This window comes from Streptomyces longwoodensis (assembly GCF_001514125.1).
GTDB lineage: Bacteria > Actinomycetota > Actinomycetes > Streptomycetales > Streptomycetaceae > Streptomyces > Streptomyces longwoodensis.
In genome coordinates this window covers 167018-191549 of sequence record NZ_KQ948554.1, presented here as the reverse complement: position 1 = coordinate 191549, position 24532 = coordinate 167018, and the positions used below count along the sequence as shown (strand labels likewise).

The window sequence follows — 24532 nt, the reverse complement described above, 5'->3', positions numbered from 1 at the left end:
CGCCGCGCTGCCGACCGCGGGCGGGCCGGACGCCCGGACCGGGCCGTCCGTCGCGCCGTCCGTCGGCCGGCACCCTCGCGGGTCGCTACATCGAGTGCAGCCGCAGGGTGCGCACGCCGCCGCCGGTGAGGAGTTCGACGATCCGTTCGCCGGCCGGCTTGCGGACCGCCGCGCCGCACTCGGGGCAGGTGAAGGAGTAGAACGTGGTGCGGCTGGACGCACCGATGGCCAGGCGCAGGGCGCTCGCGGCGAGCTCGAAACGGCCCCGGCAGTCCGGGCAGCCCGCCCGGAACACGACCGGGGCCACGCTGCGCATGTCCGCGAACGCGGACGCCACCGAGATGCCCCGCACACCGGACGTCGCCGATTCGCTCACAGCCCCTGCTCCTGTCCGTCGAACTGCCTGCTCAGCTGCCACCCCGGCGCCACGCCCGACACCCCGGGCCCGGCGTCCGCGCCGGCCGCGACGCCGGTGCCACCGGTGCCGGCGACCCCGGCGGTGTCACCGATGTCCGCGATGGGGGCGCCGGCGTCGATGCCGTCGTACGCCGCGAGGGCCTCGCGGGCGGCGCGGCGGGCGCGGTCGGCGAGGTCCTGCGGCGCGACGATCCGGCCGTCGGGGCCGAGGCGCAGGGCCAGGCGTCTGAGCGAGGCCGGGTCGGGCGTGCGCAGGGTGATACGCAGCCCGCCGTCGGGAAGTTCATCGGCGCTGTCGTGCGGGTAGTACTCGGCGACCCAGCGGCCGCCGGGACCGACTTCGATGACCACCTCGGGGTCCTCGGCGGCGGGCTGCACCAGCCCTTCCGAGAGGTCCCGCAGCTCCACCTCGGGCGGCGCGGACGGCTCGTCGAGGATCCTGATCTCGGCGACCCGGTCCAGGCGGAACGTGCGGCGCGCCTCGGAGCGGCGGCACCAGGCCTCCACGTACGTGTGCCCGACGCTCACCAGGCGGATGGGGTCGATCTCGCGCTCGGTGACCTCGTCGCGGGCCGGGGAGTAGTAGCGGATCCACAGCCGGCGGCGCTCGGAGATGGCCCGGTCCACGTCGGCGAAGACGCCGCCCTCGGACTCGAAGGTCACCGACAGCCGGGAGCTGGCGCCCGCCGCCTCGCCGGCCGCGGTCTCCACCTTGGCGGTGGCCCGCACCAGCGCCTGCCGGTCGCTCTCGCGCAGCCCCGGCAGGGTGGCCACCGCGCGGGCGGCCACCAGCAGCGCGGTCGCCTCGTCGGCGGCGAGCCGCAGGGGCTCGGCGGCGTCGGCGCCCAGGGCGGCCGGGTTGTGCCACCAGATGCGCTCGCCGTCGGTGTCGATGTCGAGGAGGTCGCCGCCGCGGAAACTGGTGCCGCACATGGGCAGCACGTCGAGGTCGGAAACCAGCTCGTCCTCGGTGATGCCGAAGGCGCGCGCCACGTCCTCGATGCGCGCGCCGGGCCGCTCCCTGAGGTACGTCACCAGGGAGAGCATCCGCCGGGTCTGGTCGATCGCGTTCGCCGGCCTGACCGGTTTGCCTGCCACTGTCTCGCTCCGCTCCCCCTCAGCCCTTGGCCACGGCCCGCAGCCGGTCGACGACGTCGGCCCGCAGCTCGGCGGGCTCCAGGACGACCACGTCCGGCCCGAACTCCACGAGCCAGGCGTCCAGCCCGTGCCCGTACGGAATCTCCAACTCGTCCCACCCGTCGCCGAGTTCCCGCACGGCGGTGGCCCTCGCCCGAAGGGGGTACCCGGCGCCGGGGCGCAGCCGGATCCGCGCGCTGCGGTCCGCGGTCTCCCCCGCCCAGCCGGCCACGGTCTCGCGGACGGTGACCACGTCGGGCACGGGCGCGGTGAACCGGCCCCCCCGGGAGCGGACCTTGCCGGTGATGCGCGACAGGCGGAACACGCGCTCGGCGCCCCGGTCGCGGTCGAAGCCCGCCAGGTACCAGTGGCCGCGCCAGCACTCCAGCGCCCACGGCTCGACGTGCCGGGGCTCGGGGTGGGCGGCGTTGGCCTTGCGGTAGTCGAAGACGACGGGGCGGCGGTCGCGGCAGGCCAGCATCAGCGGCTCGAAGGCCGCCTCGTGCACGGGGATGCGCGGTTCCAGGGCGCCGTGCGCCTCGTAGGGGTCGACGTCCTCGGGCAGTCCGGCCGCGCGCAGCTTCTGCAGGGCGCCGCTGGCGGCTCCGGCGAGGCGGGCCTGCTGCCACACCTTGGCGGCCAGGCCCAGTGCGGCGGCCTCCTCGGCGTCGAGGGTGATGGGCGGCAGCCGGTTGCTGTCCCGGCGGGCCAGGTAGCCGACCTCGCCGTCCAGGCTCTCCACGGTCTCGATGACCAGGCCGAGCTCGCGCAGGTCGTCCTTGTCGCGCTCGAACATCCGGTTGAAGGAGTCGTCGCCGCCCGTGCCCGAGCCGAACGCCTCCACGTAGGCCTCGATGGACTCGCGCAGCTCCCGCTTGCTCAGCGGCCTGCGCGTCCCGAGCAGACACAGCGCCAGGTTCATCAGCCGCTCTGCCTTGGCAATGGCCATCGACGCCCTTCGCCTTCCTCATGGTCCCTACGACGGACGACCGTACCGCCCCGCGGTGCCGGGGCAAAGCCGAGGGCCCACGCCCGGACGGGCATGGGCCCCAGGTGATCGGGTCCGGTCACGGAACGGTCGGACCCGCGGTGGCGGTCAGACTGCGAGGAGGTCCACCACGAAGATCAGCGTCTCGCCGGGCTGGATGGCCGGGGTGGGGCTCTGGTCGCCGTAGGCGAGGTGCGCCGGGATGGTCAGCTGGCGGCGGCCGCCGACCTTCATGCCCTGCACGCCGAGGTCCCAGCCCTGGATGACCCGGCCGCCGCCCAGCGGGAAGCGGAACGGAGTGCCCCGGTTCCAGCTGGCGTCGAACTCCTCGCCGGTACTGAAGGCGACACCCACGTAGTGGACGGTGACGGTCTGGCCCGCCTGTGCCACCTCGCCGTCGCCCTCCCAGATGTCCTTGATCTCGAGGTCCGCCGGGGGCTCGCCGCCGGGGAAGTCGATCTCGGGCTTCTCGATGCTCACGTCACGTGCTCCTGCTCGGTGTCGGAAAGGCAACGGTCACAGTCTCGCATCCCCGCACGGTCACATCTTCGCGAGGATGTCGACGGTGAACACCATCGTGGAGTCCTTCTCGATGCCGCTGCCGGCCGGCGGCTGGTCGCCGTAGCCCAGCGACGGCGGGATGACGATGAGGACGCGGCTGCCGACCTTCTTGCCGGTCAGGCCCTGCGCCCAGCCCTTGACGACCTGCTGGAGCCCGAACGACGTCAGCGCGCCCCGGGCGTACGTCGAGTCGAACTCCTTGCCGGTGTCCCACACCACGCCCTTGTACTGCACCAGCACGCTGTTGTCCGCCGCGACCACGTCGCCGTCGCCCTCGATGACGTACTTCGCGACGAGGCCCTTCGGCGGGTCCGTCTTGGGCACCTCCACGGAGGGCGCCTTGCCGTCGGTGTTGGTGCCGACCTCGGGCAGCTTGGCGTCGGTCTGCGGGACGTCCTTGCCCTTGGCGGAGCTCTTGGAGTTGAAGGTCTCCTGCAGGTCGACCACGAACACCAGCGTGTCGGTGCCCTTGATGCCCGCCTGGGCGTTGCCCTGCGCCCCGTAGCCCCAGGTGGGCGGGACGGAGAACTCCACCCGGCTGCCGGTCTTCTTGCCGGTGAGCGCGTACCGCCAGCCGTCGATGATGCTGCCCGCGGCGAGCTGGATGACCAGCGGCGTCTTGCGGTCGTAGGAGTTGTCGAACACCTTCGCGGTGTCCCAGACCTGGCCGAGGTAGTTCGCCTGGACGTAGTCGTTCTCCGCGACGGTCTTCCCGCCGCCCGCGATCACCGTCTTCACGGCGAGCTGGTCGGACGGCGTGCCGCTGCCCTTGGCGACGGTCGGCTTCTCACCGAACTTCGTGCCCGCCGTGATGGCCGGCAGCGGCCCGTCGACGATCTTCGGCGCCGGCGCGGCGGACGTCTGCGACGCGGACGGCGACGCGCTGTCGCTCGCCTTGCTCTGGTCGGACTTGTCGTCGCCGCAGCCGGCGAGCGTGACCAGTCCAGCGGGGACGGCGGCGAGGATGAGGGAGCGTCGGCGCACGGTGGGGGCCTCGTAATCGGTCGATCTTGTGATGGCGTGCGCGCAACTCTACGGCGTGGGACGGGCGCCGTACGGGAAACGTACGGCGCCCGTGTTGCGTTCCGAACTCATCTGCGGACGTCCCCCGCAGTGCGCGGTCCGGACCCGCGTCCGGCTCACATTCCGGCGATCAGCTTCTCCACCCGGTCGTCCACCGAACGGAACGGGTCCTTGCACAACACGGTCCGCTGCGCCTGGTCGTTCAGCTTCAGGTGGACCCAGTCGACCGTGAAGTCCCGGCGCTGCTCCTGCGCCCGCCGGATGAAGTCGCCGCGCAGCCGGGCCCGAGTGGTCTGCGGCGGCACCGACTTGCCCTCGAAGATCTTCAAGTCGTCGCAGATCCGCGCCGTCTGGCCCTTCTTCTCCAGCAGGTAGTACAGCCCACGACGGCGGTGGATGTCGTGGTAGGCGAGGTCTATCTGCGCCACGCGCGGGTGCGACATCGTCATGTTGTGCTTGGCGCGGTACCGCTCCAGCAGCTTGTACTTGATCACCCAGTCGATCTCGGTGCCGATCCGGTCGAGGTCCTCCGCCTCGATCGCGTCCAGCGTGCGGCCCCACAGCTCCAGCACCCGCTCCACCGTGCCGGTGCGGATGCCGCGGCGCTCGCAGAAGTCGACGGCCTTCTCGTAGTACTCGCGCTGCACCTCCAGGGCGGAGGCCTCGCGGCCGCTGGCCAGGCGCACCTTGCGCCGGCCCGTGATGTCGTGGCTGACCTCGCGGATCGCCCGGATCGGGTTCTCCAGGGTCAGGTCGCGCATCACCGTGCCCGCCTCGATCATGCGCAGCACCAGGTCGGTGGCACCGACCTTGAGCAGCATGGTCGTCTCGGACATGTTCGAGTCACCGACGATCACGTGCAGCCGGCGGTAGCGCTCGGCGTCGGCGTGCGGCTCGTCCCGCGTGTTGATGATCGGCCGCGAACGGGTCGTCGCCGAGGAGACGCCCTCCCAGATGTGCTCGGCGCGCTGGCTCACGCAGTACACCGCACCGCGCGGGGTCTGCAGCACCTTGCCGGCGCCGCACAGCAGCTGCCGGGTCACCAGGAACGGGATGAGGATGTCCGCCAGCCGGGAGAACTCCCCGTGCCGGGCCACCAGGTAGTTCTCGTGGCAGCCGTAGGAGTTGCCGGCCGAGTCGGTGTTGTTCTTGAAGAGGTAGACGTCGCCCGCGATTCCCTCCTCGTGCAGGCGGCGTTCCGCGTCGACCAGCAGCCCCTCAAGAATGCGCTCGCCGGCCTTGTCGTGAGTGACCAGTTCGATCACGTTGTCACATTCGGGTGTCGCGTATTCAGGATGGGAGCCCACGTCGAGATACAGGCGGGCGCCGTTCCGCAGGAACACATTGCTGCTGCGGCCCCATGACACGACACGGCGGAAGAGGTACCGCGCCACCTCGTCGGGAGACAGGCGCCGCTGTCCCCTGAACGTACACGTGACGCCGTACTCGTTCTCCAGCCCGAAAATGCGGCGGTCCATGACTGAACATTACGCCCGATCCCCCGAGCTGAAACGGGGTTCGACGGCACGGTTCGGATCATTTTCCGATGACCCCGCGACCACCGCGTGAACAGCGGGCGCCGCCATTACCCGTCCGGCGGCGACCAAAACCAGCAACGACACGGCACCCGCCGCACCCGGCACGGCGAAACCCCACTGGGCCCCGCCCCCCTCGACGACCGGACCGGCCACGCCCGTCCCCACCGACGCGCCGACGGTGAACGTCGTCACCAGCCAGGAGAACGCCTCCGTGACCGTGCCGCTCGGCGCGTGCCGGTCCACGATGACGAATGCGCACGCGATGGCCGGCGCGAGGAACACCCCGGCCAGCGCCGTGAGCGCCACCATCGCGACGGCACCCGGCATCAGCATCAGCGGCAGGTAACACACCGCCAGCAGCGCCACCAGCACCCGCAGTCGCCGCTCCGGCGCCCCCGGCCAGGTCCGCGCCCCGTACACCGAGCCGCCCAGCAGCGCGCCCAACCCCAGCGCGGCCATCAGCCAGCCGTACACCGCGTCGCCGCCGTGGTCGTCCGCGTACGGCACGGACGCGACCGTGATGGACCCCAGCGCCATCCCGATGAACAGGAACGCACCCAGCAGCACCAGCAGGCCCGGCGAGCGCAGGGCGCCCAGCCAGTGCGCCTCACGAGGCGCCGACCGCCACGCGCGCGAGGGCGCCGACACCACCACCGAGAGCGCGCCGAGCACCCCGAGGACGTTCAGCACCAGCAGCGCCGCCCCGGCCGACCACAGGGACACGCACAGGGTGACCAGGAGCGGCCCGACCGTGAACATCACCTCCTGGGCGATCGCGTCCATCGCGTACGCGGTGTGCACCTGGTCCTCACGGCGCAGCACCGACGGCCACAGCGCCCGCAGACCGCCCTCCAGCGGCGGCGTGAACAGCCCGGCCGCGCCGACCGCGACGTAGGCCGGCGGCAGCGGGTCCAGGCCGGTGAACGCGAAGACGGCCATCGCGAGGGCCGAGGCCAGCGCGGCCGGCAACTGCACCCGCGGCTGGCCGTGCAGGTCCACCAGCCGGCCCAGGACCGGCTGGCCCACGGCGTTGGCGACCCCGTACACCGCCGCCAGGGCGCCCGCGAGGCTGTAGCCGCCGCCCTCGGCCCGCACGAACAGCACGACGGCGATCGCGGCGGTGGCGTTCGGCAGCCGCCCCACCAGGGTGCCGGCGAGCAGGCGCGCGGCGTGTCGCGCCCTGAGGATCTCCAGGTATCCCGCGGCCATGCTGTGCGCCTCCGTCGGCTGGGCGGGGCTGCGGCGGCGACCGCACCCACGAGGTTCCACGTACGTCAGGTTTTACGTATAACTAGACCGTCCATACGTACCATGTGCGCTGTTCACCAGTCCACACGAAAGAGCAGGCCCACGGTGGCACGAGGTAGCACCAGCGCGCGCCCCACCAGCCGTGACGTGGCCCAGGCGGCAGGAGTGTCCCAAGCGGCCGTCTCCCTCGTCCTCGGCGACAAGTGGCGCGGACGCGTCTCCGAGACCACCGCCGAACGCGTCCGGGAAGCGGCCCGCCGCCTCGACTACCGGCCCAACCTCGCCGCCCGCAACCTGCGCCTCGGCCGCACCCGCACCGTCCTCCTCGTCGTCCCCGCCCTCACCACCGAGTTCTTCGCCGGCGTCTACACCGGCGCCGCCCGCGTCGCCGCCGACCACGGCTTCGGCGTCGTCCTCTACCCCTCCCCCGAAGGCATCGGCCCCGCCCGCGACCCCTTCGCCTCCGCCCGGGCGGCACTCGACGGCGTCCTCGCCTCCTCCATGGCCGCCGACGCCCTGACCGCCATCCGCGGCGACCAGCTCCCCCTCGTCATGCTCGACAGCGACCCCCACGGCAGCCTCGGCGCCGCCACCGTCAACCTCGACATCGCCGACGGCACCCGCCAGGTCGCCGACCACCTGCTGGCACTCGGCCACCGCCACTTCCTCCACGTGGCCGCCGACATCCCCTCCTGGACCTTCGACGTCCGCGCCCGGGAACTCGCTACCCGCCTGCGCGCCGTCCCCGGCACCACACTCCGCACCGCCGGCACCCCCATGACCATCGAAGGCGCCCTCGCCGCCGCCGAGACCGCCCTCGACACCCCCGGCCCACGGCCCACGGCCGTCGTCTGCGACGACGACAAACTCGCCGCCGGCGTCTACAAGGCCCTCCGCCGCCGCGGACTGCGCGTCCCCGACGACGTCTCCGTCACCGGCGTCGACGACATCGCCCTCGCCACCGCCCTCGACCCCGAACTCACCACCATCCGCCTCGACGCCGAACGCTTCGGCGAACACGGCATGCACGCCCTCCTCGCCGTCCTGGACGGCCGCACGCCCGACCAGGGCGACATCCCCGTCGAACTCGTCGTCCGCGGCTCCACAGCCGCCCCCAGCCCCTTCTGAACGCCCCGTGCCCCGGCCGGAAGGTCGGCCGGGGCACGGACAGGGCGAACTCGCCGAGCACGGGACGCGGACGCCCCGACGGATCAGTCGTCGTCGTCCGAAGAGCTCTCCGCCTCGGTCGACGGCCCACCCGACTGCAGCAACCGCGACAACTGCGCCCCGCCGATCCGCTTGAACTTGCGCTTCTGCGGACGCGTACGGTCCAGCACCGCCACCTCCAGCCGCTCCGCCGGGATCTCCCGCTCGGAACCGTTGGTGTCACGCGACAGCGCCTGCACCGCCAGCTTCAACGCCTCCGCCAGACTCATGCCGTCCCGGTGACGCTGGTCCAGGTAACTGCTGATCTGCTCGGCGTTCCCGCCGACCGCGACCGAACCGTGCTCGTCCACGATCGACCCGTCGTGCGGCAACCGGTAGATCTGGTCACCCTCCGGCGTCTCCCCGACCTCCGCCACGACCAGCTCCACCTCGTACGGCTTCTCGGCCGCCGAGGAGAAGATCGTGCCCAGCGTCTGGGCGTACACGTTGGCCAGACCCCGGGCCGTCACATCGTCCCGGTCGTACGTGTAACCCCGCAGGTCGGCGTACCGGACACCACCGATCCGCAGGTTCTCGTACTCGTTGTACTTGCCGGCGGCCGCGAAACCGATCCGGTCGTAGATCTCGCTGAACTTGTGCAGCGCACGGGACGGGTTCTCGCCGACGAACACGATGCCGTCGGCGTACTGGAGCACGACCAGGCTGCGGCCACGGGCGATGCCCTTGCGCGCGTACTCCGCGCGGTCCGCCATCGCCTGCTGGGGTGAGACATAGAACGGCGTCGACACCGGCTATCCGTCCCTTTCTGTGGAAGTCACTGGATCACCTGGCGCAAAACGGCGGCCGGCTACAGCAGGGCGGCCCGCGGGCCGTCCGGCTGCTCCAGCCGGCGCTCCAGGATCGAACGGGCGATCGCGGAGGACTCGTCGTCGGTGAGCCGGCGGAAACCGTCCTCGGTGATCACGGTGACGATCGGGTAGATCCGGCGCGCGACGTCCGGACCACCCGTCGCCGAGTCGTCGTCGGCCGCGTCGTACAGGGCCTGCACCACCAGCGTGGTGGCCTCGGCCTCACTGAGGTCGTCACGGAACAGCTTCTTCATCGCACCGCGCGCGAAGATCGAACCCGAACCCGTCGCCGCGTAACCGTGCTCCTCGGAACGGCCACCCGTCACGTCGTACGAGAAGATCCGGCCCTTGGCCCGGTCCACGTCGAAACCGGCGAACAACGGCACCACGGCCAGGCCCTGCATGGCCATGCCCAGGTTGGAACGGATCATCGTCGACAGACGGTTCGCCTTGCCCTCCAGGGACAGCTGCGCACCCTCGACCTTCTCGAAGTGCTCCAGCTCGAGCTGGAAGAGCTTCACCATCTCCACGGCCAGGCCCGCGGTGCCGGCGATGCCCACCGCCGAGTACTCGTCGGCCGGGAACACCTTCTCGATGTCGCGCTGGGCGATGACGTTGCCCATCGTGGCCCGGCGGTCACCGGCGAGGACCACACCGCCGGGGAACGTCACGGCCACGATCGTCGTGCCGTGCGGCGCCTCGATCACACCCTGCGTGGGCGGCAGTTGCCGGTTGCCGGGCAGCAACTCCGGCTGGTGCTCGGACAGGAAGTCCATGAACGAGGCCGACCCAGGCGTCAGGAAGGCAGCTGGTAGACGCCCGGTGCCACGAGAGTTGGCTTCCACGAGGTTCCTTCCAGGTAGGCAGCGGCTCGACGGATGGCATCGGGGTCGTCCCCCAGCTTGCCGATGGCCGAGTTGCAGTTGAAGCACAGTACGCCACGGACCTTACCCGTCCTGTGGCAGTGATCCACATGTACGGCAGGGGCTTTCAAACAGATCACGCAGAGACCCATTTGCGACGCGATCATCGCGTCGCGTTCGGCCTCGGTCATTCCGTATCGACGCTTGAGGTGCCCCTGTCTTCCACGCGCGGCTTTACATGCCTTGCAGCACGTGGCGAGGCCGTCCGACGCTGTCGCGTTGCGGTGCCATTCGCTGTACGGCTTGACCTCCCCGCAGCCGCGACAGAACTTGTGCCCTTCGGGTGTCTGCACCCTGGGCCGGACATTCTTGCCCTTGGCCAGTTGCCGAGCCTGGTGGTATTCCGACCAGCATGCGCGGCAGTAGGCCTGCAACCCGTCACGGGTCGCCTTGTTGGCGGCGAAGGCTGCTCGCGGTCTGAACTCCTTGCACCGCGAGCAGCGCTTCGCACCCTCATCCCTAGCCAAGCCCGCCCCCGACACCTTCGATTCGAAGGTTACTGGCCACCCTTCTGAACGAAGCTTCGAACGAAGTCCTCGGCGTTCTCCTCGAGGACGTCGTCGATCTCGTCCAGAACGGAGTCGACGTCGTCGCTCAGCTTCTCGTGGCGTTCCTTGAGGTCGTCCGTCGCCTGCGCGTCCTGCGCCTGCTCCTCGACCTCCTCCGTGGACCGCGTGGCCTTCTGCTGCCCGCCGCCGGTGTCCTTGGTCGCCATAACCCTCACCCCGCTCAGTTCGCCCCACATGGTCGACAGGTCGGCTTTCCTGCCGATCGGTGATGATCAGACCCTACAAGCCGGGTCCGACATCGGCCCCGCAGTTGGTGCAACGTACTGCACCGCGTGGGGACCACCTCGATGATTCCCTGGCGCCGGGGTTTCCACCCCCGGGCCGGGGTCCGGCCGAGTACCCCCTCAGTTGCCCGACAGCACCCTGACCAGGTCTTCCGCGGTGCGGCAGCGGTCGAGGAGCTCCTTGACGTGATTTCGCGTTCCGCGAAGCGGTTCGAGGGTTGGGACGCGCTGGAGGGAGTCCCGGCCCGGCAGGTCGAAGATCACGGAGTCCCAGGAGGCGGCCGCGACGTCGTCGGCGTACTGCTCCAGGCAGCGGCCGCGGAAGTAGGCGCGGGTGTCCTCGGGCGGCTTGGTGACGGCCCGCTCGACCTCAGTCTCGTCCAGGAGCCGTTTCATGCGTCCGCGGGCCACCAGGCGGTTGTAGAGGCCCTTCTCGGGGCGTACGTCGGCGTACTGGAGGTCGACGAGGTGGAGCCGGGCGGCGTCCCAGTCGAGGCCGTCGCGGCGCCGGTAGCCCTCCATGAGTTCCCGCTTGGCGACCCAGTCGAGTTCGCCGGCGAGGCTCATGGGGTCGTTCTCGAGCCGGGTGAGGGTGTCCTCCCAGCGGGCGAGGACGTCCTTGGTCTGGTCGTCGGCGTCGGCTCCGTAGCGTTCCTCGACGTACTTGCGGGAGAGCTCGTAGAACTCCATCTGGAGCTGGACCGCGGTGAGTGTGCGGCCGCTGCGCAGGGTGACCAGGCGCTTGAGGGTGGGGTCGTGCGAGACCTGGTGGAGGGTGCGTACGGGCTGGTCGACGGCGAGGTCGACCGCGATGAAGCCGTCCTCGATCATGGACAGGACCAGGGAGGTGGTGCCCAGTTTGAGGTAGGTGGAGATCTCCGAGAGGTTGGCGTCGCCGATGATGACGTGCAGGCGGCGGTACTTCTCGGCGTCCGCGTGGGGTTCGTCGCGGGTGTTGATGATGGGGCGCTTGAGGGTCGTCTCCAGGCCTACTTCGACTTCGAAGTAGTCGGCGCGCTGGCTGAGCTGGAAGCCGTGTTCGTGGCCGTCCTGGCCGATGCCGACGCGACCGGCGCCGGCGAAGACCTGGCGGGAGACGAAGAAGGGCGTGAGGTGGCGCACGATGTCCGAGAAGGGGGTCTCCCGCTTCATCAGGTAGTTCTCGTGCGTGCCGTAGGAGGCGCCCTTGTTGTCGGTGTTGTTCTTGTAGAGGTGGATGGGCTGGGCGCCGGGGAGCTGTCCGGCGCGTTCGGCGGCCTCGGCCATGATCCGTTCGCCGGCCTTGTCCCAGAGGACGGCGTCGCGCGGGTTGGTGACTTCGGGGGCGCTGTATTCGGGGTGTGCGTGGTCGACGTAGAGGCGTGCGCCGTTGGTGAGGATGACGTTGGCCAGCCCGATGTCCTCGTCGGTGAGCTGGGTGGAGTCGGCGGCCTCGCGGGCGAGGTCGAAGCCCCGTGCGTCGCGCAGCGGGTTCTCCTCCTCGAAGTCCCAGCGGGCCCGGCGGGCCCGGTGCATCGCCGCCGCGTAGGCGTTGACGATCTGGGACGAGGTGAGCATGGCATTGGCGTTGGGGTGGCCGGGGACGGAGATTCCGTACTCCGTCTCGATGCCCATTACTCGCCGTACGGTCATGCGGCCCTCCTTGCCCGGCGGCACCCTCGGTCGTGGGCGCCGCTCAAGTACCGCTGGTGCTCCGGTGCCCGTGCGGTGCCCGTCCCCGCACTGCGCGACCCGGCGGTACGGAAGAGCCTAGAACGCCTTTGCGCTGGTGGGGAGATCATTTGCGTCATTGCCTTGCTCGCCTTGTTCCGGCCGTGGCCGGGGAAAAGCGTCGGCTGCGGGTACCCCGTGAGGGCACCCGCAGCCGCCCTTGGTGTTACAGGTACTGTCCGGTATTCGCCACCGTGTCGATGGAGCGGCCGGTGTCGGCGCCCTGCTTTCCGGTGATGAGTGTCCGGATGTAGACGATGCGCTCGCCCTTCTTGCCGGAGATGCGGGCCCAGTCGTCGGGGTTGGTGGTGTTGGGCAGGTCCTCGTTCTCCTTGAACTCGTCCACGCAGGCCTGGAGGAGGTGGGAGACGCGGAGGCCCTTCTGGTTCTTCTCGAGGAAGTCCTTGATCGCCATCTTCTTGGCGCGGCCCACGATGTTCTCGATCATGGCGCCGGAGTTGAAGTCCTTGAAGTAGAGGACTTCCTTGTCGCCGTTGGCGTAGGTGACTTCCAGGAAGCGGTTCTCCTCGGATTCGGCGTACATGTGTTCTACGGCGGTCTGGATCATGTTCTGGACCGTGGCGCCCTTGTCGCCGCCGTGCTCGCCGAGGTCGTCGGCGTGCAGGGGGAGGCGCTGGGTGAGGTACTTGCCGAAGATGTCCTTGGCGGCTTCGGCGTCCGGACGTTCGATCTTGATCTTCACGTCCAGGCGGCCGGGGCGCAGGATGGCGGGGTCGATCATGTCCTCGCGGTTGGAGGCGCCGATCACGACCACGTTCTGGAGGCCTTCCACGCCGTCGATCTCGGCGAGCAGCTGGGGGACGATGGTGTTCTCCACGTCCGAGCTGACACCGGAGCCGCGGGTGCGGAAGAGGGATTCCATCTCGTCGAAGAAGACGATGACGGGGGTGCCCTCGCTGGCCTTCTCGCGGGCCCGCTGGAAGACCAGGCGGATCTGCCGCTCGGTCTCGCCGACGTACTTGTTGAGCAGCTCGGGGCCCTTGATGTTGAGGAAGAAGCTCTTGCCGGCGGCCTGGCCGGTGACTTCGGCGACCTTCTTGGCGAGGGAGTTCGCCACGGCCTTGGCGATCAGTGTCTTGCCGCAGCCGGGGGGGCCGTAGAGCAGGACGCCCTTGGGCGGGCGCAGTTCGTGCTCCTTGAACAGGTCCGGGTAGAGGTAGGGGAGCTCGACCGCGTCGCGGATCGCTTCGATCTGGTTGCCCAGGCCGCCGATCTGCTCGTAGCCGATGTCCGGGACCTCTTCGAGGACGAGTTCCTCGACCTCGCTCTTGGGCACGACCTCGTAGACGTAGCCGGAGCGGGGTTCGAGGAGCAGGGCGTCGCCGGGGCGGATGGTGACGTCCAGCAGCGGCTCGGCGAGCCGTACCACCCGTTCCTCGTCGGTGTGCCCGAGCACCAGGGCGCGCTCGCCGTCCTCGAGGATCTCCTTGAGGGTGACGATGTCGCCGACGCGCTCGTACTGCATGGCCTCGACCACGTTGAGCGCTTCGTTGAGCATGACTTCCTGGCCGCGCCGCAGTTCTTCGAGCTCGACGCCGGGGCTGACGTTCACCCGGAGTTTGCGGCCCCCGGTGAAGATGTCGGCGGTGCCGTCCTCGTTGGCGGCGAGGAAGACGCCGAAGCCGGCCGGTGGCTGGGCGAGCCGGTCGACTTCCTCCTTGAGGGCCACGATCTGGTCGCGGGCCTCACGGAGCGTGTTGGCCAGTCGCTCGTTCTGTGCGGACACGCCGGCCAGATTGGTCTGCAGCTCGACGATCCGCTCTTCGAGAATCCTCGTGTGTCGCGGAGAGTCGGCGAGCTTGCGTCGCAGGACGGCGATCTCCTGCTCAAGGTAGGCGATCTGCCCGGCCGGGTCGTCGGACCCGCGTCCCGGGCGGATGCCGCGGTTCATGTCGTCGTCGTGGGCTGCCACGGTCCTCACCTCCTCCAAGGGGAGCTGGACGCTTCCAGACCCTACCTGGGTGGGTGTCGATTGAAACCCCTAGATCACAAAGACGGTCGGGGTGTGTCCGATCTTCACCCTTGCGCTCTCCCTCACGCCAGGGGAATACCCATCGAACACGGTTGGAAAGCTGCCCCAGGTAGGGTCGAAGTGTTCAACACCCGTCAGAGCCTGCATCGTTCCCAGGCGGCTCGGCACTAAACGGCAGGGAGACATGAGCGTGCAGCAGGAGGCGTCGGTCGACGGCGAGGCGCTGGAGGTCTGGATCGACCAGGACCTGTGTACCGGTGACGGCATCTGCGCCCAGTACGCGCCGGAGGTCTTCGAGCTGGACATCGACGGTCTGGCGTACGTCAAGACCGCGGACGACCAGCTGCTGCAGGATCCGGGGGCGACGACTCGGGTGCCGTTGCCGCTGCTCACGGACGTGGTGGACTCCGCGAAGGAGTGTCCGGGCGAGTGCATCCACGTGCGGCGCGTTTCGGACAAGGTGGAGGTCTACGGCCCGGACGTGGCGTGACGTCGGGGTGACGGACGCGGGTGTGCGGGGTGGGTGCGCTGTCTGATTTCTCACAGCGCGGTGCGTGGTGCGAGGCGCGTGGTTTCAGACGCTGTGGGCGCCGGCCGGGGTGGAGCGGACGAACCGGTCGTCCTTCCACCGCCACTGGGCGGTGTCCTTGACGTCGGGGCAGCAACTGGGCACGTCGGCCGTCGAGTAGCCGAGGTACGAGGCGCGTACGGCGCCGTCGGTGACGGACACGCGCGTGACCGTCCTGCGTTCCCGGGGGTCGATGAGGGTGGCGACCACGCGTGCGGTCTCCTCGCCGGCGCCCCGGGTGAGGACGTAGAGGGCATCGGGCGGGGTGCCCATGGGGGCGTCGCAGTGGACCACGGCCACGGTTTCGGGCCGGCCGTCGCCGTCGAGGTCGCCGCTGGCCTTGCGCTGCACCAGGGCCCGTACGGGGCCGCACTCCAGGGGGAAGTCGACGCCGGTGGTGGCGGGGGCGGCGACGGGTGCCGCTGCGGTGCGCGGGCCGGGGGCCTGGGCCGCGGTCGCGGGTCCGGGCTGGACCACGGAGGAGAGGGCCACGACGCCGGCCACGGCGGTGGCGGTCGCGAGCCAGTGGATGGGCCTGGTGTGGGTGTGGGCCAGTTCCGGAACGGCGGAGTGCTGCACTAGGTGTGTCTCCGTGAGGGCTGTGCCGGTGGGGGTGGCCAGCATCGTGCCACACGTCACAGGCCGGGGGAACGGCGGGGTCACGGTCCGTCGGACATGGAGCGCGGGGTCGGGACGGCACGCGCGGGTGGGGGCGGGGCGCGGCGCCGGGCCGTCACCCCAAGACGACGGCGCCGTGGCCGAGTTCCCGGCGGGTGCGGGGAACGCGGCCACGGCGGTCGTGCGTTGAGTGTGGAGTGGGGCGCCGATGGTCCGGGCCGGGTTCAGCGGCCCATGCCCCCGTCGGCGTTGGGGCCTGCGTAGTCCTCGCCGTAGGCGCCCTTGGCGGGGCGGCGGCGGCGCATGGGCGGCTCGACGCCGTCCGCGAGGCGGCGGGCGGTGAGCAGGAAGCCGGTGTGGCCGATCATCCGGTGGTCCGGGCGGACGGCCAGGCCCTCGATGTGCCAGTTGCGGATCATCGTCTCCCAGGCGGTCGGCTCGTTGAAGCAGCCGATCTCCCGGATGGACTCGACGGTGCGGGCCAGCTGGGTGGTGGTGGCGACGTAGCAGCAGAGGATGCCGCCGGGCACGAGCGCCTTGGAGACGGCCTCCAGGCACTCCCAGGGGGCGAGCATGTCGAGGATGACGCGGTCGACGTCGCTGTCGCTCAGGTTGTCCTGGAGGTCGCCGACGGTTAGCTGCCAGGCGGGGTGGGGGCCGCCGAAGTAGCGCTCGACGTTCTGCCGGGCGATGTCGGCGAAGTCCTCGCGGCGCTCGTAGCTGTGCAGCATGCCCTGGTCGCCGATGGCGCGCAGCAGGAAGCTGCTGAGCGAGCCGGAGCCGACGCCGGCCTCGACGACGCGCGCGCCGGGGAAGATGTCGGCGAAGGCGAGGATCTGCCCCGCGTCCTTCGGGTAGACGACGGCTGCCCCGCGGGGCATGGACAGGACGTAGTCGGGGAGCAGGGGGCGCAGCGCGAGGTAGGCGACGTTCCCGGTGGTGCGGACGACGCTGCCCTCGGGAGCACCGATCAGTTCGTCGTGCGGGAAGGAACCCTTGTGGGTGTGGAAGTTCTTCCCGGCCTCGAGCGTGAACGTGTAGTGGCGGCCCTTGGGGTCGGTCAGCTGTACCTGGTCCCCGACCTTGAAGGGCCCGCGCCTGCGGGCGGCACCGGTCGGTTCGGACATGTGACCAGCCTACCGGCGTTTGCGGGGCCCGCCGACCACGGTGTCCGCGCGGGCGGCCCCGCGCCGTGGGGCGGGCGGGGTCAGCTGGGGCGGGCCATGGCGCGGACGAACGCGCGCTCCACGTCGGCCGCGGACAGCACACCGTAGATCTCGCCGGTCTCCTCGACGACGAGGTACTCGGTGGCGGGGGTGGCGCGCAGGACGTCCAGGAGGTCCTCCCCCGCGAGTTCCGCGGAGACGCGCATGCCGTCGGTCAGGTCCTGGGCGAGGCCGCTGACGGCCACCCAGGGGCGCCGGTGCTCCGGTACGCCGACGATGGCGGCCTCGCGCACGAGGGACAGGGGCTCGCCGTGGGGGTCGACGACGACCAGGGCGCGGGCGCCGGCGTCGTTGGCGCGGCGCAGGGCCTCGGAGAGCGGGGTGTCGGTCTCGACGGGCACGGCGCGGCGGGTGAGGTTGCGGGCGCGCAGCTCGGGGAGGTGTTCGCGCAGGCGGGCCATGCGCAGGCTGTTGCCGGCGCCGGTCCAGATGATCGCGGCGAGGATGGCGGCCAGCAGGGCGTCGGTGACGGTGTCCATGCCGACGCTGTCCTCGGCGTTGGAGCCGAGGGCGCCGGACTGGGTGAGCAGCGGCAGTCCGATCAGGACGGCGACGGCGAGGGCGCGGCCGACCCAGGCGGCGGCGACGGTGCCGGTCATCGGCCTGCCGGTGAGCTTCCAGACGACGGCGCGGAGCATGCGGCCGCCGTCGAGCGGGAGGCCGGGCAGCAGGTTGAAGATCGCGACGATGAGGTTGGAGACCATGAGACCGGCCAGCAGGACGCCGGGGACCGTGCCGGGCTCGACGGGCTTCATGGCGAGGTAGAAGACGCCGGCGAGGACGAGGGAGAGCAGCGGGCCGACGAAGGCGAGGACGAACTCGCGGCCCGGGGTCTCGGCCTCCTTCTCGATCTCGGAGACGCCGCCGAAGAACTGGAGCTGGATGCGGCGGACCGGGAGCTTGAAGCGGAGCGCGGCGACGGTGTGCGCGAGTTCGTGGATGAGGACGGAGGCGTAGAAGGCGACCGCGAAGAAGAGGGAGACCAGGTAGCGGGCGGCGCCGAGGTCGGGCAGGACGCGTTCCAGCTGTCCGCCGAAGACCCAGGTGATCAGCGCGGCGACGAGGAACCAGCTGGGCGCCACGTAGACCGGGACGCCGAACGGCCGCCCCATCAGCAGTCCGCCCCGGGGCTCCGGGGGGCGCTGTGGCGGGCGGGGCGGGGAGGCGGGTGAGGAGGTGGTGGCGGCCGGGGTGGCGGGAGTCCCGGGGGCTCCGGGGGCCGCCGGGGTGCCTTCGGTGTGCGCGAGGGTGCGCGGGTGGTGGTCGGCGTGGGGGTGGGGGGTGCCGGCCTCGGTGCGGTGGGCGCCGGGGTGGTCCGTGCCGCGGTCGGGGTGGGGCGGGCCCGCTTCGGTGCGGTGGGCGCCGGAGTGGTCCGTGCCGTGGCCGGCGTGCGGGGCGGCGGGGGCCGAGGGGGCCGCGCGCTCCGGGGCGGAGAGGGTCTTCGGGCCGGGGTCGGAGGGGGCGGCGCCGGTCGGGGGTGTCGGCTCGGGCTTCGGACCGGGTGCCGGCCCGGCGGTCGGCTCGGGCGTTGGACCGGGTGCCGGCCCAGCGGTCGGCTCCCGCGCCGGAACCGGGGCCTCCGGCTGGGTCTCCGGGGCCGGCTCGTCGGGCTGCCGGTCGTCTCGTGCGGAGTCCTGCGCCCCCGTCGACCGGTCCTCGTCGCCTTCGTGGGGCCGGGCGGTGGGTACCTCGGTGGGCGGCTCCGGGTGCGAGGGCGTGCCGGAGTGCGGAGCCGTGGGCTCCGTCGCCTGCTCGGCCCGCTCCTCGTTGGCCGGGCGCGGCCGCCCGCTCCCGCCGCTTTCCACCACGGTGTCCCCTCGTTCGCAGCGCCTTCCGCGCCTGCCGTGCGGAAGGGTCTCGGACCGATGGTATGCGGCCGTCGCGGCGTGTTCCGCCCCGCACCCCTGTGTTTCCCGGGGCGGGAGGTGGTCCGTGGGGGCGGGACGGGGTGACTGTCGGTGGTGGGCCGTAAGGTCTGTGGTCATGGAGAGCAGCAGCGAGGACGTGACGACAGCACCGGCCGTGCGGGACGCCCCGGCGCCGGCCGTGGCCACACCGCCGACGTCGCTGTCCCCGTCGCGCGCGGGTGACTTCATGCAGTGCCCGCTGCTGTACCGCTTCCGGGTGATCGACCGGCTGCCGGAGAAGCCGAGCCCGGCGGCGACGAAGGGCACACTGGTCCACGCGGTGCTCGAGCGGCTGTTCGACGCGCCGGCGGCGGAGCGGACCGCGCCGCGCGCCAAGTCGCTGATCCCGGGCCAGTGGGACCGGCTGCGCGAGAGCCGCCCGGAGCTGACGGAGCTGTTCGCGGACGACCCGGAGGGCGAGCGGCTGGCGGGCTGGCTCACGGAGGCCGAGGGGCTGGTCGAGCGCTGGTTCAGCCTGGAGGACCCGACCCGTCTGGAGCCGGCCGAGCGGGAGCTGTTCGTGGAGACCGAGCTGGACTCGGGGCTGCGGCTGCGCGGCATCATCGACCGGGTCGACGTGGCGCCGACCGGCGAGGTGCGCATCGTCGACTACAAGACGGGCAAGGCGCCCCGCCCGGAGTACGCCGAAGGCGCCCTGTTCCAGATGAAGTTCTACGCCCTGGTCGTCTGGCGGCTGAAGCAGGTGGTGCCGCGGCGGCTGCAGTTGGTGTACCTGGGCAGCGGCGACGTCCTGACGTACGACCCGGTCCTCGCCGACCTGGAGCGCGTGGAGCGCAAGCTGCTCGCGCTGTGGGAGGCGATCCGGCAGGCGACGGAGACCGGGGACTGGCGGCCGCGCCCGACGAAGCTGTGCGGCTGGTGCGACCACCGGGAGCACTGCCCGGAGTTCGGCGGCACTCCCCCGCCCTACCCCCTGCCGGTGCGGTCGGCCGGGGCCGGGGCCGACGGCCCGCCCCCGGCGAGGGCGCCCGAGTCCGGCACCGGCCCGCAGGGCAGAATGGGGCCGGACTAGCGAAGGAGACACACGTGGCCATCCGCGTCCTACTGGTCGACGACCAGCCCCTGCTGCGTACGGGCTTCCGGATGATCCTGGAGGCGGAGCAGGACCTCGCGGTCGTGGGCGAGGCCGGTGACGGTCTGCAGGCCCTCGACCAGGTGCGGGCCCTGCAGCCCGACGTGGTGCTCATGGACATCCGGATGCCCCGGATGGACGGCGTCGAGGCGACCCGTCAGATCACCGGCCCGGAGCGCAACGGCCCGGCGAAGGTACTCGTGCTGACCACGTTCGACCTCGACGAGTACGTGGTGGAGGCGCTGCGCGCCGGTGCCAGCGGCTTCCTGCTGAAGGACGCGCCGGCCAACGAACTGGTGCAGGCCATCCGGGTGGTGGCCGGTGGTGAGGCGATGCTGGCGCCGAGCATCACGCGCAGGCTGCTCGACAAGTACGCCACCCACCTCCCCTCGGGTGAGGAGCCGGTGCCGGACACGCTGCACACCCTGACCGACCGTGAGGTCGAGGTGCTGAAGCTGGTGGCGCGCGGCCTGTCGAACGCCGAGATCGCCGCCGACCTGTTCGTCAGCGAGACCACGGTGAAGACGCACGTCGGGCACGTGCTGACCAAGCTGGGTCTGCGGGACCGGGTGCAGGCCGCGGTGTACGCGTACGAGAGCGGGCTGGTGCGTCCCGGCGCGCAGTAGGCGGCCGGGGGCGAAGGGCACGGCAAGCGAAGGGGCGGTCCCCCTCCCGAGGGAGGGGGACCGCCCCTTCGCTTGCCGGTGTGCGGTGACTACTCGCTGACGCCCCGGCCGAGCTCCCAGAGCTGCAGGGAGGAGGCCGAGTTCAGCACGTAGGCGGTGCCGGTGATGTCGTCGCGGGCGGCGACGAACTCCTTGCCCTGCCACAGCGGGAGGATCGGGACGTCGTCGGCGACGATGTCCTGGATCGTGGTCAGGCTCTTGTCCGAGGCGCGGTCCGTCTCGCGGCGGGACTCCGGGATCAGCGTGTTGATGATCTTGCTGTTGGAGTACGGCGAGTTGAGGGTGTTGTCCTTGTCGAGGAACGGCGCCAGGAAGTTGTCGGCGTCGGGGAAGTCGGGGAACCAGCCCATGCCGTAGACGGCGTACTCGCCCTTGCGCTCGGCGGGGATGAACGCGTCCCAGGCGGTGCCCTTGATGGTGACGTCGAACAGCCCGCTGTCGTTGAGCTGCTTCTGCAGGACCTCGAACTCCTGCTTGGTGGCGGCACCGTAGTGGTCGGTGGTGTAGTTCAGCGTCAGCTTCACCGGGGTGCTGATGTCGGCCTTCTGCAGCAGCGCCTTGGCCTTGGCGACGCTCGGGTCGCCGTACTTGTTGTAGAAGGCGTTGGTGTGGCCGGCGACGGAGGCGGGGACCAGCGAGTACAGCGGCTCGGCCTGGGTGCCGTAGACCTCGGTGACGAGCTTGCTGCGGTCGATGACCTGGGCCATGGCGGCGCGGACGGCCTTGCTCTCCACCTCCGGCGCCTCGGTGTTGAACGCCAGGTAGCGGATGCCCAGTCCGGCGACGTCCACCAGCTCGACCTTGCTGTCGGTGGAGCTCGGGGCGGACAGCTTGTCGACCTGGGCGGGCGTCATGCTGCGGGTCATGACGTCGATGTCACCCTTGTCCAGGGCCTTGCCCATGGTGTCGGCGTCCGCGAAGGAGGCCATCTCCACCTTGTCGTTGTTCACCTTCAGCGTCCCCTTGTAGTGGGGGTTCTTGGTGAACACGGCGCGGGTCATCTCGTCGCCGTCGGTCTCGGCCTTCAGCGTGTACGGGCCCGAGCCGTCGACCGCGAAGCCGTCGCGCAGCTTGTCCTTGGCGTAGTCGTCGGGGTTGACGATGCCCGCGACCGGGGTGGACAGCTTGTACGGGAAGGTGGCGTCGGCCGTCTTCAGGTGGAAGATGACCTCGCGGTCGCCCTGGGTCTCGATGGTGTCGACGGTCGACATGAGCGCGAAGACACCGGTGTCGGCCTTGATGGTCCGGGCGCGCTCGATGGAGAACTTCACGTCCGCGGCGGTGATCGCGTCACCGTTGGAGAACTTCAGGCCGTCGCGCAGCTTGCAGGCGTAGCGCTCGTTGCCGGTGTCGGTGAAGCCACAGCTCTCCGCGGCCTCCGGGACCGGCTGGCCGTCGCCCTTGGGCAGGGTCATCAGGGTCTGCACGGTCTGGCGCAGGATGTTCCACGAGCCGACGTCGTAGGCGTAGGCCGGGTCGAGGGGCGCGGGGGCGTCCTTGGTAGCCGTGAACCGGTCGGTGGTGCCCACCACGATGGCGTTGCCGCCTCCGCTGCCGCTGTCGGACCCGCCGCACGCGGCGAGCACGGGCGCGAGCAGACCGACGACGGCCGGCAGCACCAGATTCTTGCGGTTCATGCTCGAGTTTCTCCAGAGCGTTCGGGTCCGTGTATCCGGCATGCAGGGGTGTCGCGGCGGAACACGGGGGTAGGTGCGAGGTTCTCGCGATGAGATTAGTCGGCACCGTCACGGACCCCCGCCCGTGGCGGAGTTGAAAGCCCATCACTGAGCGGAACCGGGCGCGGACGGACCGAAAACGCGCCAGCGGAAGGATTAGTGCAGCCGTCTACCAATCGGGACACAAGGGCGCGCCCAGATGCCCCGAACGGGGATGCAGAGCACATCCGGACCCGCCTGTCGACGCGTCACGGCGTGGGAAACGTCACATCTCGGGGCGGCGGGGCCGGGGAGCGGAATTCGGCCTGCGACGAAGATCGGAATTCCCCCGGCGGGGGCGCGCCGAATTCCTCGTCTAACCGTTGGCGGGCGCCGGGGCTAACGGCGGTGCACGCTGGGTGAACGCCTACCGCATTTGCGTCATCAGGCCGCGCAGGAATGTCAGGTCGACCTCTTCCAGCGAGCTGACCACGGTCCGCCGGGCGGCCGGGGCGATGGGGGCGACGGACGGCACGGCGACCACGTGGCAGCCCGCGGCCTCCGCCGAGGCGACGCCGGTGGCGGTGTCCTCGACGACGGCGCACCGGGCCGGGTCGACACCCAGTCCGGCGGCGGCGCGCAGGTAGGGGTCCGGGTGCGGCTTGGTGCGGGCCACCTCGTCACCGGCCACGCTGAGCCGGAAGTGCTGGGGGCCGAGCGAGGCCAGCACCCGGTCGATGATGCGCCGGTGCGAGGCGGAGACCAGGGCGGTGGGCACCTGGTGCTCGGCCAGCTCGGCGAGCAGCCGGGTGGCTCCGGGCATCAGCGGCAGGGCCGTCTCGATGCGCTCCTCGAAGCCCTGGTTGAGCAGGACGCTCAGCTCGGGGAGGGTGATGTCGGCGCCGGTCGCCTCGATGAGGAACCCCGCGCTGCGGGTCATGGGACCGCCCACCACGACATGGCGCCAGGACTCGTCCAGGGTGTGGCCGAGACGGGCGAAGACCTCGACCTCGACGTCCCACCAGAAGCCCTCGGTGTCCACCAGGGTGCCGTCCATGTCGAGGAACACGGCCTGGAGGGCCGAACCCTCGGCCGACCGGGTGTCGAGCGCGGGGACCGTGCTGGTCATCCACGTACCTCCTGAAGGGACGAGCAGGCCGGTTCCCGCGCGGGGAACCGGCCTTCGGTGGACCGACCAGTGTACGACGTCCGGCGACGGAACGCCTTGTCCGCCCGAACCGCTCCGCCGTTCCCGGAGCGGACGTCGAGGGCGGCTCGAGCACGCGCTCCGGCGGACGGCTTCAGCGCGGGCTCAGAGGTCGGCCCCGCTCGCGCCCTCAGCGGGCGTTGAAGTACTTCGCCTCCGGGTGGTGGATCACGATGGCGTCGGTGGACTGCTCGGGGTGCAGCTGGAACTCCTCCGACAGGTGGACGCCGATCCGCTCGGGCTCCAGGAGTTCGGCGATCTTGGCGCGGTCCTCCAGGTCGGGGCAGGCGCCGTAGCCCAGGGAGAAGCGGGCGCCGCGGTACTTCAGCTCGAACATGCCCTGCATCTCGTCGGGGTCGTCCCCGGCGAAGCCCAGCTCGGCGCGCACGCGGGCGTGCCAGTACTCGGCGAGGGCCTCCGCGAGCTGCACGGACAGCCCGTGCAGCTCCAGGTAGTCGCGGTAGGAGTTCGAGGCGAACAGCCGGGCGGTCTCCTCACCGATGCGCGAGCCGACGGTGACCACCTGGAAGCCGACGACGTCCGTCTCCCCCGACTCCTCGGGGCGGAAGAAGTCGGCCAGGCACAGCCGGCGCCCGCGGCGCTGGCGCGGGAAGGTGAAGCGGGTGCGCTCGTTGCCCCGCTCGTCCAGGACGATCAGGTCGTCGTCCTTGGAGACGCACGGGAAGTAGCCGTAGACGACGGCCGCCTCGAGCAGGTTGTCCGTCTGGAGGCGGTCCAGCAGACCGCGCAGCCGGGGCCGGCCCTCGGTCTCGACGAGCTCCTCGTACGTCGGTCCCTCACCGGTGCGGGCCTGCTTCAGCCCCCACTGGCCCTTGAACAGGGCGCCCTCGTCCAGCCAGGAGGCGTACTCCTTGAGCGGGATGCCCTTGATGATGCGGGTGCCGGAGAACGGCGGGACGGGCACGGGGTTGTCCGTGGCCACGTCGGAACGCACGTGCCCTTCCTCCGGGCGCTCCTCGACCTCCACGGTGGCGGCGGCCCTCACCCGGCGCTGCCTGAGCTCGGGCAGCTTGGCCCCGGGCACCCCGCGCTTGACGCCGATCAGGGCGTCCATCAGGCGCAGGCCCTCGAAGGCGTCGCGGGCGTAGCGGACTTCGCCCTGGTAGATCTCGTGCAGGTCCTGCTCGACGTAGGCGCGGGTGAGCGCCGCACCGCCGAGGATGACCGGGAAGTCGGCCGCGAGACCGCGCTGGTTGAGCTCCTCC

At 71.1% G+C, this 24532-nt stretch carries 23 protein-coding genes; 4 read left to right on the top strand and 19 right to left on the bottom strand.

All coding sequences use genetic code 11. The features are described from left to right. Nucleotides 1-85: 85 nt before the first annotated feature. The 7 genes from AQJ30_RS18685 to AQJ30_RS18655 form a co-directional block, all read right to left on the bottom strand. A complete protein-coding gene (locus tag AQJ30_RS18685) occupies nt 86-376 on the bottom strand; it encodes a hypothetical protein (protein ID WP_067235207.1) in 291 nt (96 codons plus the stop codon). Beyond that, nucleotides 373-1515: a helix-turn-helix transcriptional regulator gene (locus AQJ30_RS18680; RefSeq protein WP_245726987.1), complete on the bottom strand. Its 1143-nt coding sequence runs from the start codon at nt 1513-1515 to the stop codon at nt 373-375. Before AQJ30_RS18680 ends, AQJ30_RS18685 begins: the two co-directional genes overlap by 4 nt. Nucleotides 1516-1534: 19 nt before the next feature. Next, a complete protein-coding gene (locus tag AQJ30_RS18675; protein WP_067235205.1) occupies nt 1535-2503 on the bottom strand; it encodes a helix-turn-helix transcriptional regulator in 969 nt (322 codons plus the stop codon). Between the two features lie 147 nt (nt 2504-2650). Beyond that, nucleotides 2651-3022 carry an FKBP-type peptidyl-prolyl cis-trans isomerase gene (locus AQJ30_RS18670; RefSeq protein ID WP_067235203.1) on the bottom strand — a complete coding sequence of 124 codons (372 nt, stop codon included), beginning with the start codon at nt 3020-3022 and terminating at the stop codon, nt 2651-2653. Nucleotides 3023-3082: 60 nt separating this feature from the next. After that, nucleotides 3083-4087, bottom strand: coding sequence for an FKBP-type peptidyl-prolyl cis-trans isomerase (locus AQJ30_RS18665; RefSeq protein WP_067235200.1), 1005 nt, complete (start codon nt 4085-4087; stop codon nt 3083-3085). Between the two features lie 155 nt (nt 4088-4242). Beyond that, complete coding sequence (gene pafA / locus AQJ30_RS18660) at nt 4243-5604, bottom strand: Pup--protein ligase (protein WP_067235198.1); 1362 nt, start codon at nt 5602-5604, stop codon at nt 4243-4245. Nucleotides 5605-5613: 9 nt separating this feature from the next. Continuing rightward, nucleotides 5614-6873 (bottom strand): MFS transporter, encoded by a 1260-nt coding sequence (locus AQJ30_RS18655; protein ID WP_067235196.1) that lies wholly within the window; start codon nt 6871-6873, stop codon nt 5614-5616. A gap of 144 nt (nt 6874-7017) precedes the next feature. On the opposite strand from AQJ30_RS18655, the gene AQJ30_RS18650 reads away from it, so the two are divergent. Beyond that, nucleotides 7018-8040 (top strand): LacI family DNA-binding transcriptional regulator, encoded by a 1023-nt coding sequence (locus tag AQJ30_RS18650; RefSeq protein WP_067235193.1) that lies wholly within the window; start codon nt 7018-7020, stop codon nt 8038-8040. A gap of 83 nt (nt 8041-8123) precedes the next feature. Here AQJ30_RS18650 and prcA read toward each other — a convergent pair whose 3' ends face one another. The 6 genes from prcA to arc form a co-directional block, all read right to left on the bottom strand. Further along, complete coding sequence (gene prcA / locus AQJ30_RS18645; protein ID WP_067235190.1) at nt 8124-8867, bottom strand: proteasome subunit alpha; 744 nt, start codon at nt 8865-8867, stop codon at nt 8124-8126. Nucleotides 8868-8926: 59 nt separating this feature from the next. Further along, complete coding sequence (prcB, locus tag AQJ30_RS18640) at nt 8927-9772, bottom strand: proteasome subunit beta (RefSeq protein WP_067235188.1); 846 nt, start codon at nt 9770-9772, stop codon at nt 8927-8929. Then, a complete protein-coding gene (locus tag AQJ30_RS37010) occupies nt 9724-10317 on the bottom strand; it encodes an endonuclease VII domain-containing protein (RefSeq protein WP_079084140.1) in 594 nt (197 codons plus the stop codon). Before AQJ30_RS37010 ends, prcB begins: the two co-directional genes overlap by 49 nt. Nucleotides 10318-10346: 29 nt before the next feature. After that, nucleotides 10347-10565, bottom strand: a complete 219-nt coding sequence (locus AQJ30_RS18635) for a ubiquitin-like protein Pup (RefSeq protein ID WP_067235773.1) — start codon at nt 10563-10565, stop codon at nt 10347-10349. 198 nt (nt 10566-10763) lie between these two features. Further along, nucleotides 10764-12275: a depupylase/deamidase Dop gene (gene dop, locus AQJ30_RS18630; protein ID WP_342671632.1), complete on the bottom strand. Its 1512-nt coding sequence runs from the start codon at nt 12273-12275 to the stop codon at nt 10764-10766. A 244-nt stretch (nt 12276-12519) separates the two neighbouring features. Further along, a complete protein-coding gene (arc, locus tag AQJ30_RS18625) occupies nt 12520-14286 on the bottom strand; it encodes a proteasome ATPase (protein ID WP_067235183.1) in 1767 nt (588 codons plus the stop codon). A gap of 244 nt (nt 14287-14530) precedes the next feature. Here arc and AQJ30_RS18620 point away from each other — a divergent pair, with 244 nt between their 5' ends. Continuing rightward, nucleotides 14531-14836 (top strand): ferredoxin, encoded by a 306-nt coding sequence (locus AQJ30_RS18620; RefSeq protein ID WP_067235180.1) that lies wholly within the window; start codon nt 14531-14533, stop codon nt 14834-14836. 84 nt (nt 14837-14920) lie between these two features. Here AQJ30_RS18620 and AQJ30_RS18615 read toward each other — a convergent pair whose 3' ends face one another. From AQJ30_RS18615 to AQJ30_RS18605, 3 genes are all read right to left on the bottom strand, one after another. Continuing rightward, entirely contained in the window at nt 14921-15493 is a 573-nt protein-coding gene (locus AQJ30_RS18615; RefSeq protein WP_067235169.1) for a hypothetical protein, read from the bottom strand. 263 nt (nt 15494-15756) lie between these two features. Next, complete coding sequence (locus AQJ30_RS18610; RefSeq protein ID WP_067235167.1) at nt 15757-16659, bottom strand: tRNA (adenine-N1)-methyltransferase; 903 nt, start codon at nt 16657-16659, stop codon at nt 15757-15759. Nucleotides 16660-16739: 80 nt separating this feature from the next. Continuing rightward, a complete protein-coding gene (locus tag AQJ30_RS18605; RefSeq protein ID WP_067235165.1) occupies nt 16740-18566 on the bottom strand; it encodes a site-2 protease family protein in 1827 nt (608 codons plus the stop codon). Nucleotides 18567-18741: 175 nt separating this feature from the next. On the opposite strand from AQJ30_RS18605, the gene AQJ30_RS18600 reads away from it, so the two are divergent. Together AQJ30_RS18600 and AQJ30_RS18595 are read left to right on the top strand one after the other, a co-directional pair. Next, the gene (locus AQJ30_RS18600) at nt 18742-19698 is read left to right on the top strand and encodes a RecB family exonuclease (protein ID WP_067235163.1); all 957 of its coding nucleotides are present in this window, start codon (nt 18742-18744) and stop codon (nt 19696-19698) included. Between the two features lie 14 nt (nt 19699-19712). Continuing rightward, nucleotides 19713-20384, top strand: a complete 672-nt coding sequence (locus tag AQJ30_RS18595; protein ID WP_067235162.1) for a response regulator — start codon at nt 19713-19715, stop codon at nt 20382-20384. An 89-nt stretch (nt 20385-20473) separates the two neighbouring features. On the opposite strand, the gene AQJ30_RS18590 is transcribed toward AQJ30_RS18595, so the two are convergent. The 3 genes from AQJ30_RS18590 to AQJ30_RS18580 all read right to left on the bottom strand — a co-directional run. After that, the gene (locus AQJ30_RS18590) at nt 20474-22081 is read right to left on the bottom strand and encodes an ABC transporter substrate-binding protein (RefSeq protein ID WP_067235160.1); all 1608 of its coding nucleotides are present in this window, start codon (nt 22079-22081) and stop codon (nt 20474-20476) included. A gap of 445 nt (nt 22082-22526) precedes the next feature. Then, a complete protein-coding gene (locus AQJ30_RS18585) occupies nt 22527-23228 on the bottom strand; it encodes an HAD family hydrolase (protein WP_067235158.1) in 702 nt (233 codons plus the stop codon). 208 nt (nt 23229-23436) lie between these two features. After that, the coding region (locus tag AQJ30_RS18580; protein WP_281200942.1) for a vitamin B12 dependent-methionine synthase activation domain-containing protein at nt 23437-24532 on the bottom strand (1096 nt) is incomplete at its 5' end.

Bases quoted from the DNA above. Each gene is read 5' to 3' on its own strand.
- AQJ30_RS18675 (WP_067235205.1), bottom strand. From the start codon at position 2,503: ATGGCCATTGCCAAGGCAGAGCGGCTGATGAACCTGGCGCTGTGTCTG.
- pafA (WP_067235198.1), bottom strand. From the start codon at position 5,604: ATGGACCGCCGCATTTTCGGGCTGGAGAACGAGTACGGCGTCACGTGT.
- AQJ30_RS18655 (WP_067235196.1), bottom strand. From the start codon at position 6,873: ATGGCCGCGGGATACCTGGAGATCCTCAGGGCGCGACACGCCGCGCGC.
- AQJ30_RS18635 (WP_067235773.1), bottom strand. From the start codon at position 10,565: ATGGCGACCAAGGACACCGGCGGCGGGCAGCAGAAGGCCACGCGGTCC.
- dop (WP_342671632.1), bottom strand. From the start codon at position 12,275: ATGACCGTACGGCGAGTAATGGGCATCGAGACGGAGTACGGAATCTCC.
- AQJ30_RS18620 (WP_067235180.1), top strand. From the start codon at position 14,531: ATGAGCGTGCAGCAGGAGGCGTCGGTCGACGGCGAGGCGCTGGAGGTC.
- AQJ30_RS18610 (WP_067235167.1), bottom strand. From the start codon at position 16,659: ATGTCCGAACCGACCGGTGCCGCCCGCAGGCGCGGGCCCTTCAAGGTC.
- AQJ30_RS18600 (WP_067235163.1), top strand. From the start codon at position 18,742: ATGGAGAGCAGCAGCGAGGACGTGACGACAGCACCGGCCGTGCGGGAC.
- AQJ30_RS18590 (WP_067235160.1), bottom strand. From the start codon at position 22,081: ATGAACCGCAAGAATCTGGTGCTGCCGGCCGTCGTCGGTCTGCTCGCG.
- AQJ30_RS18585 (WP_067235158.1), bottom strand. From the start codon at position 23,228: ATGACCAGCACGGTCCCCGCGCTCGACACCCGGTCGGCCGAGGGTTCG.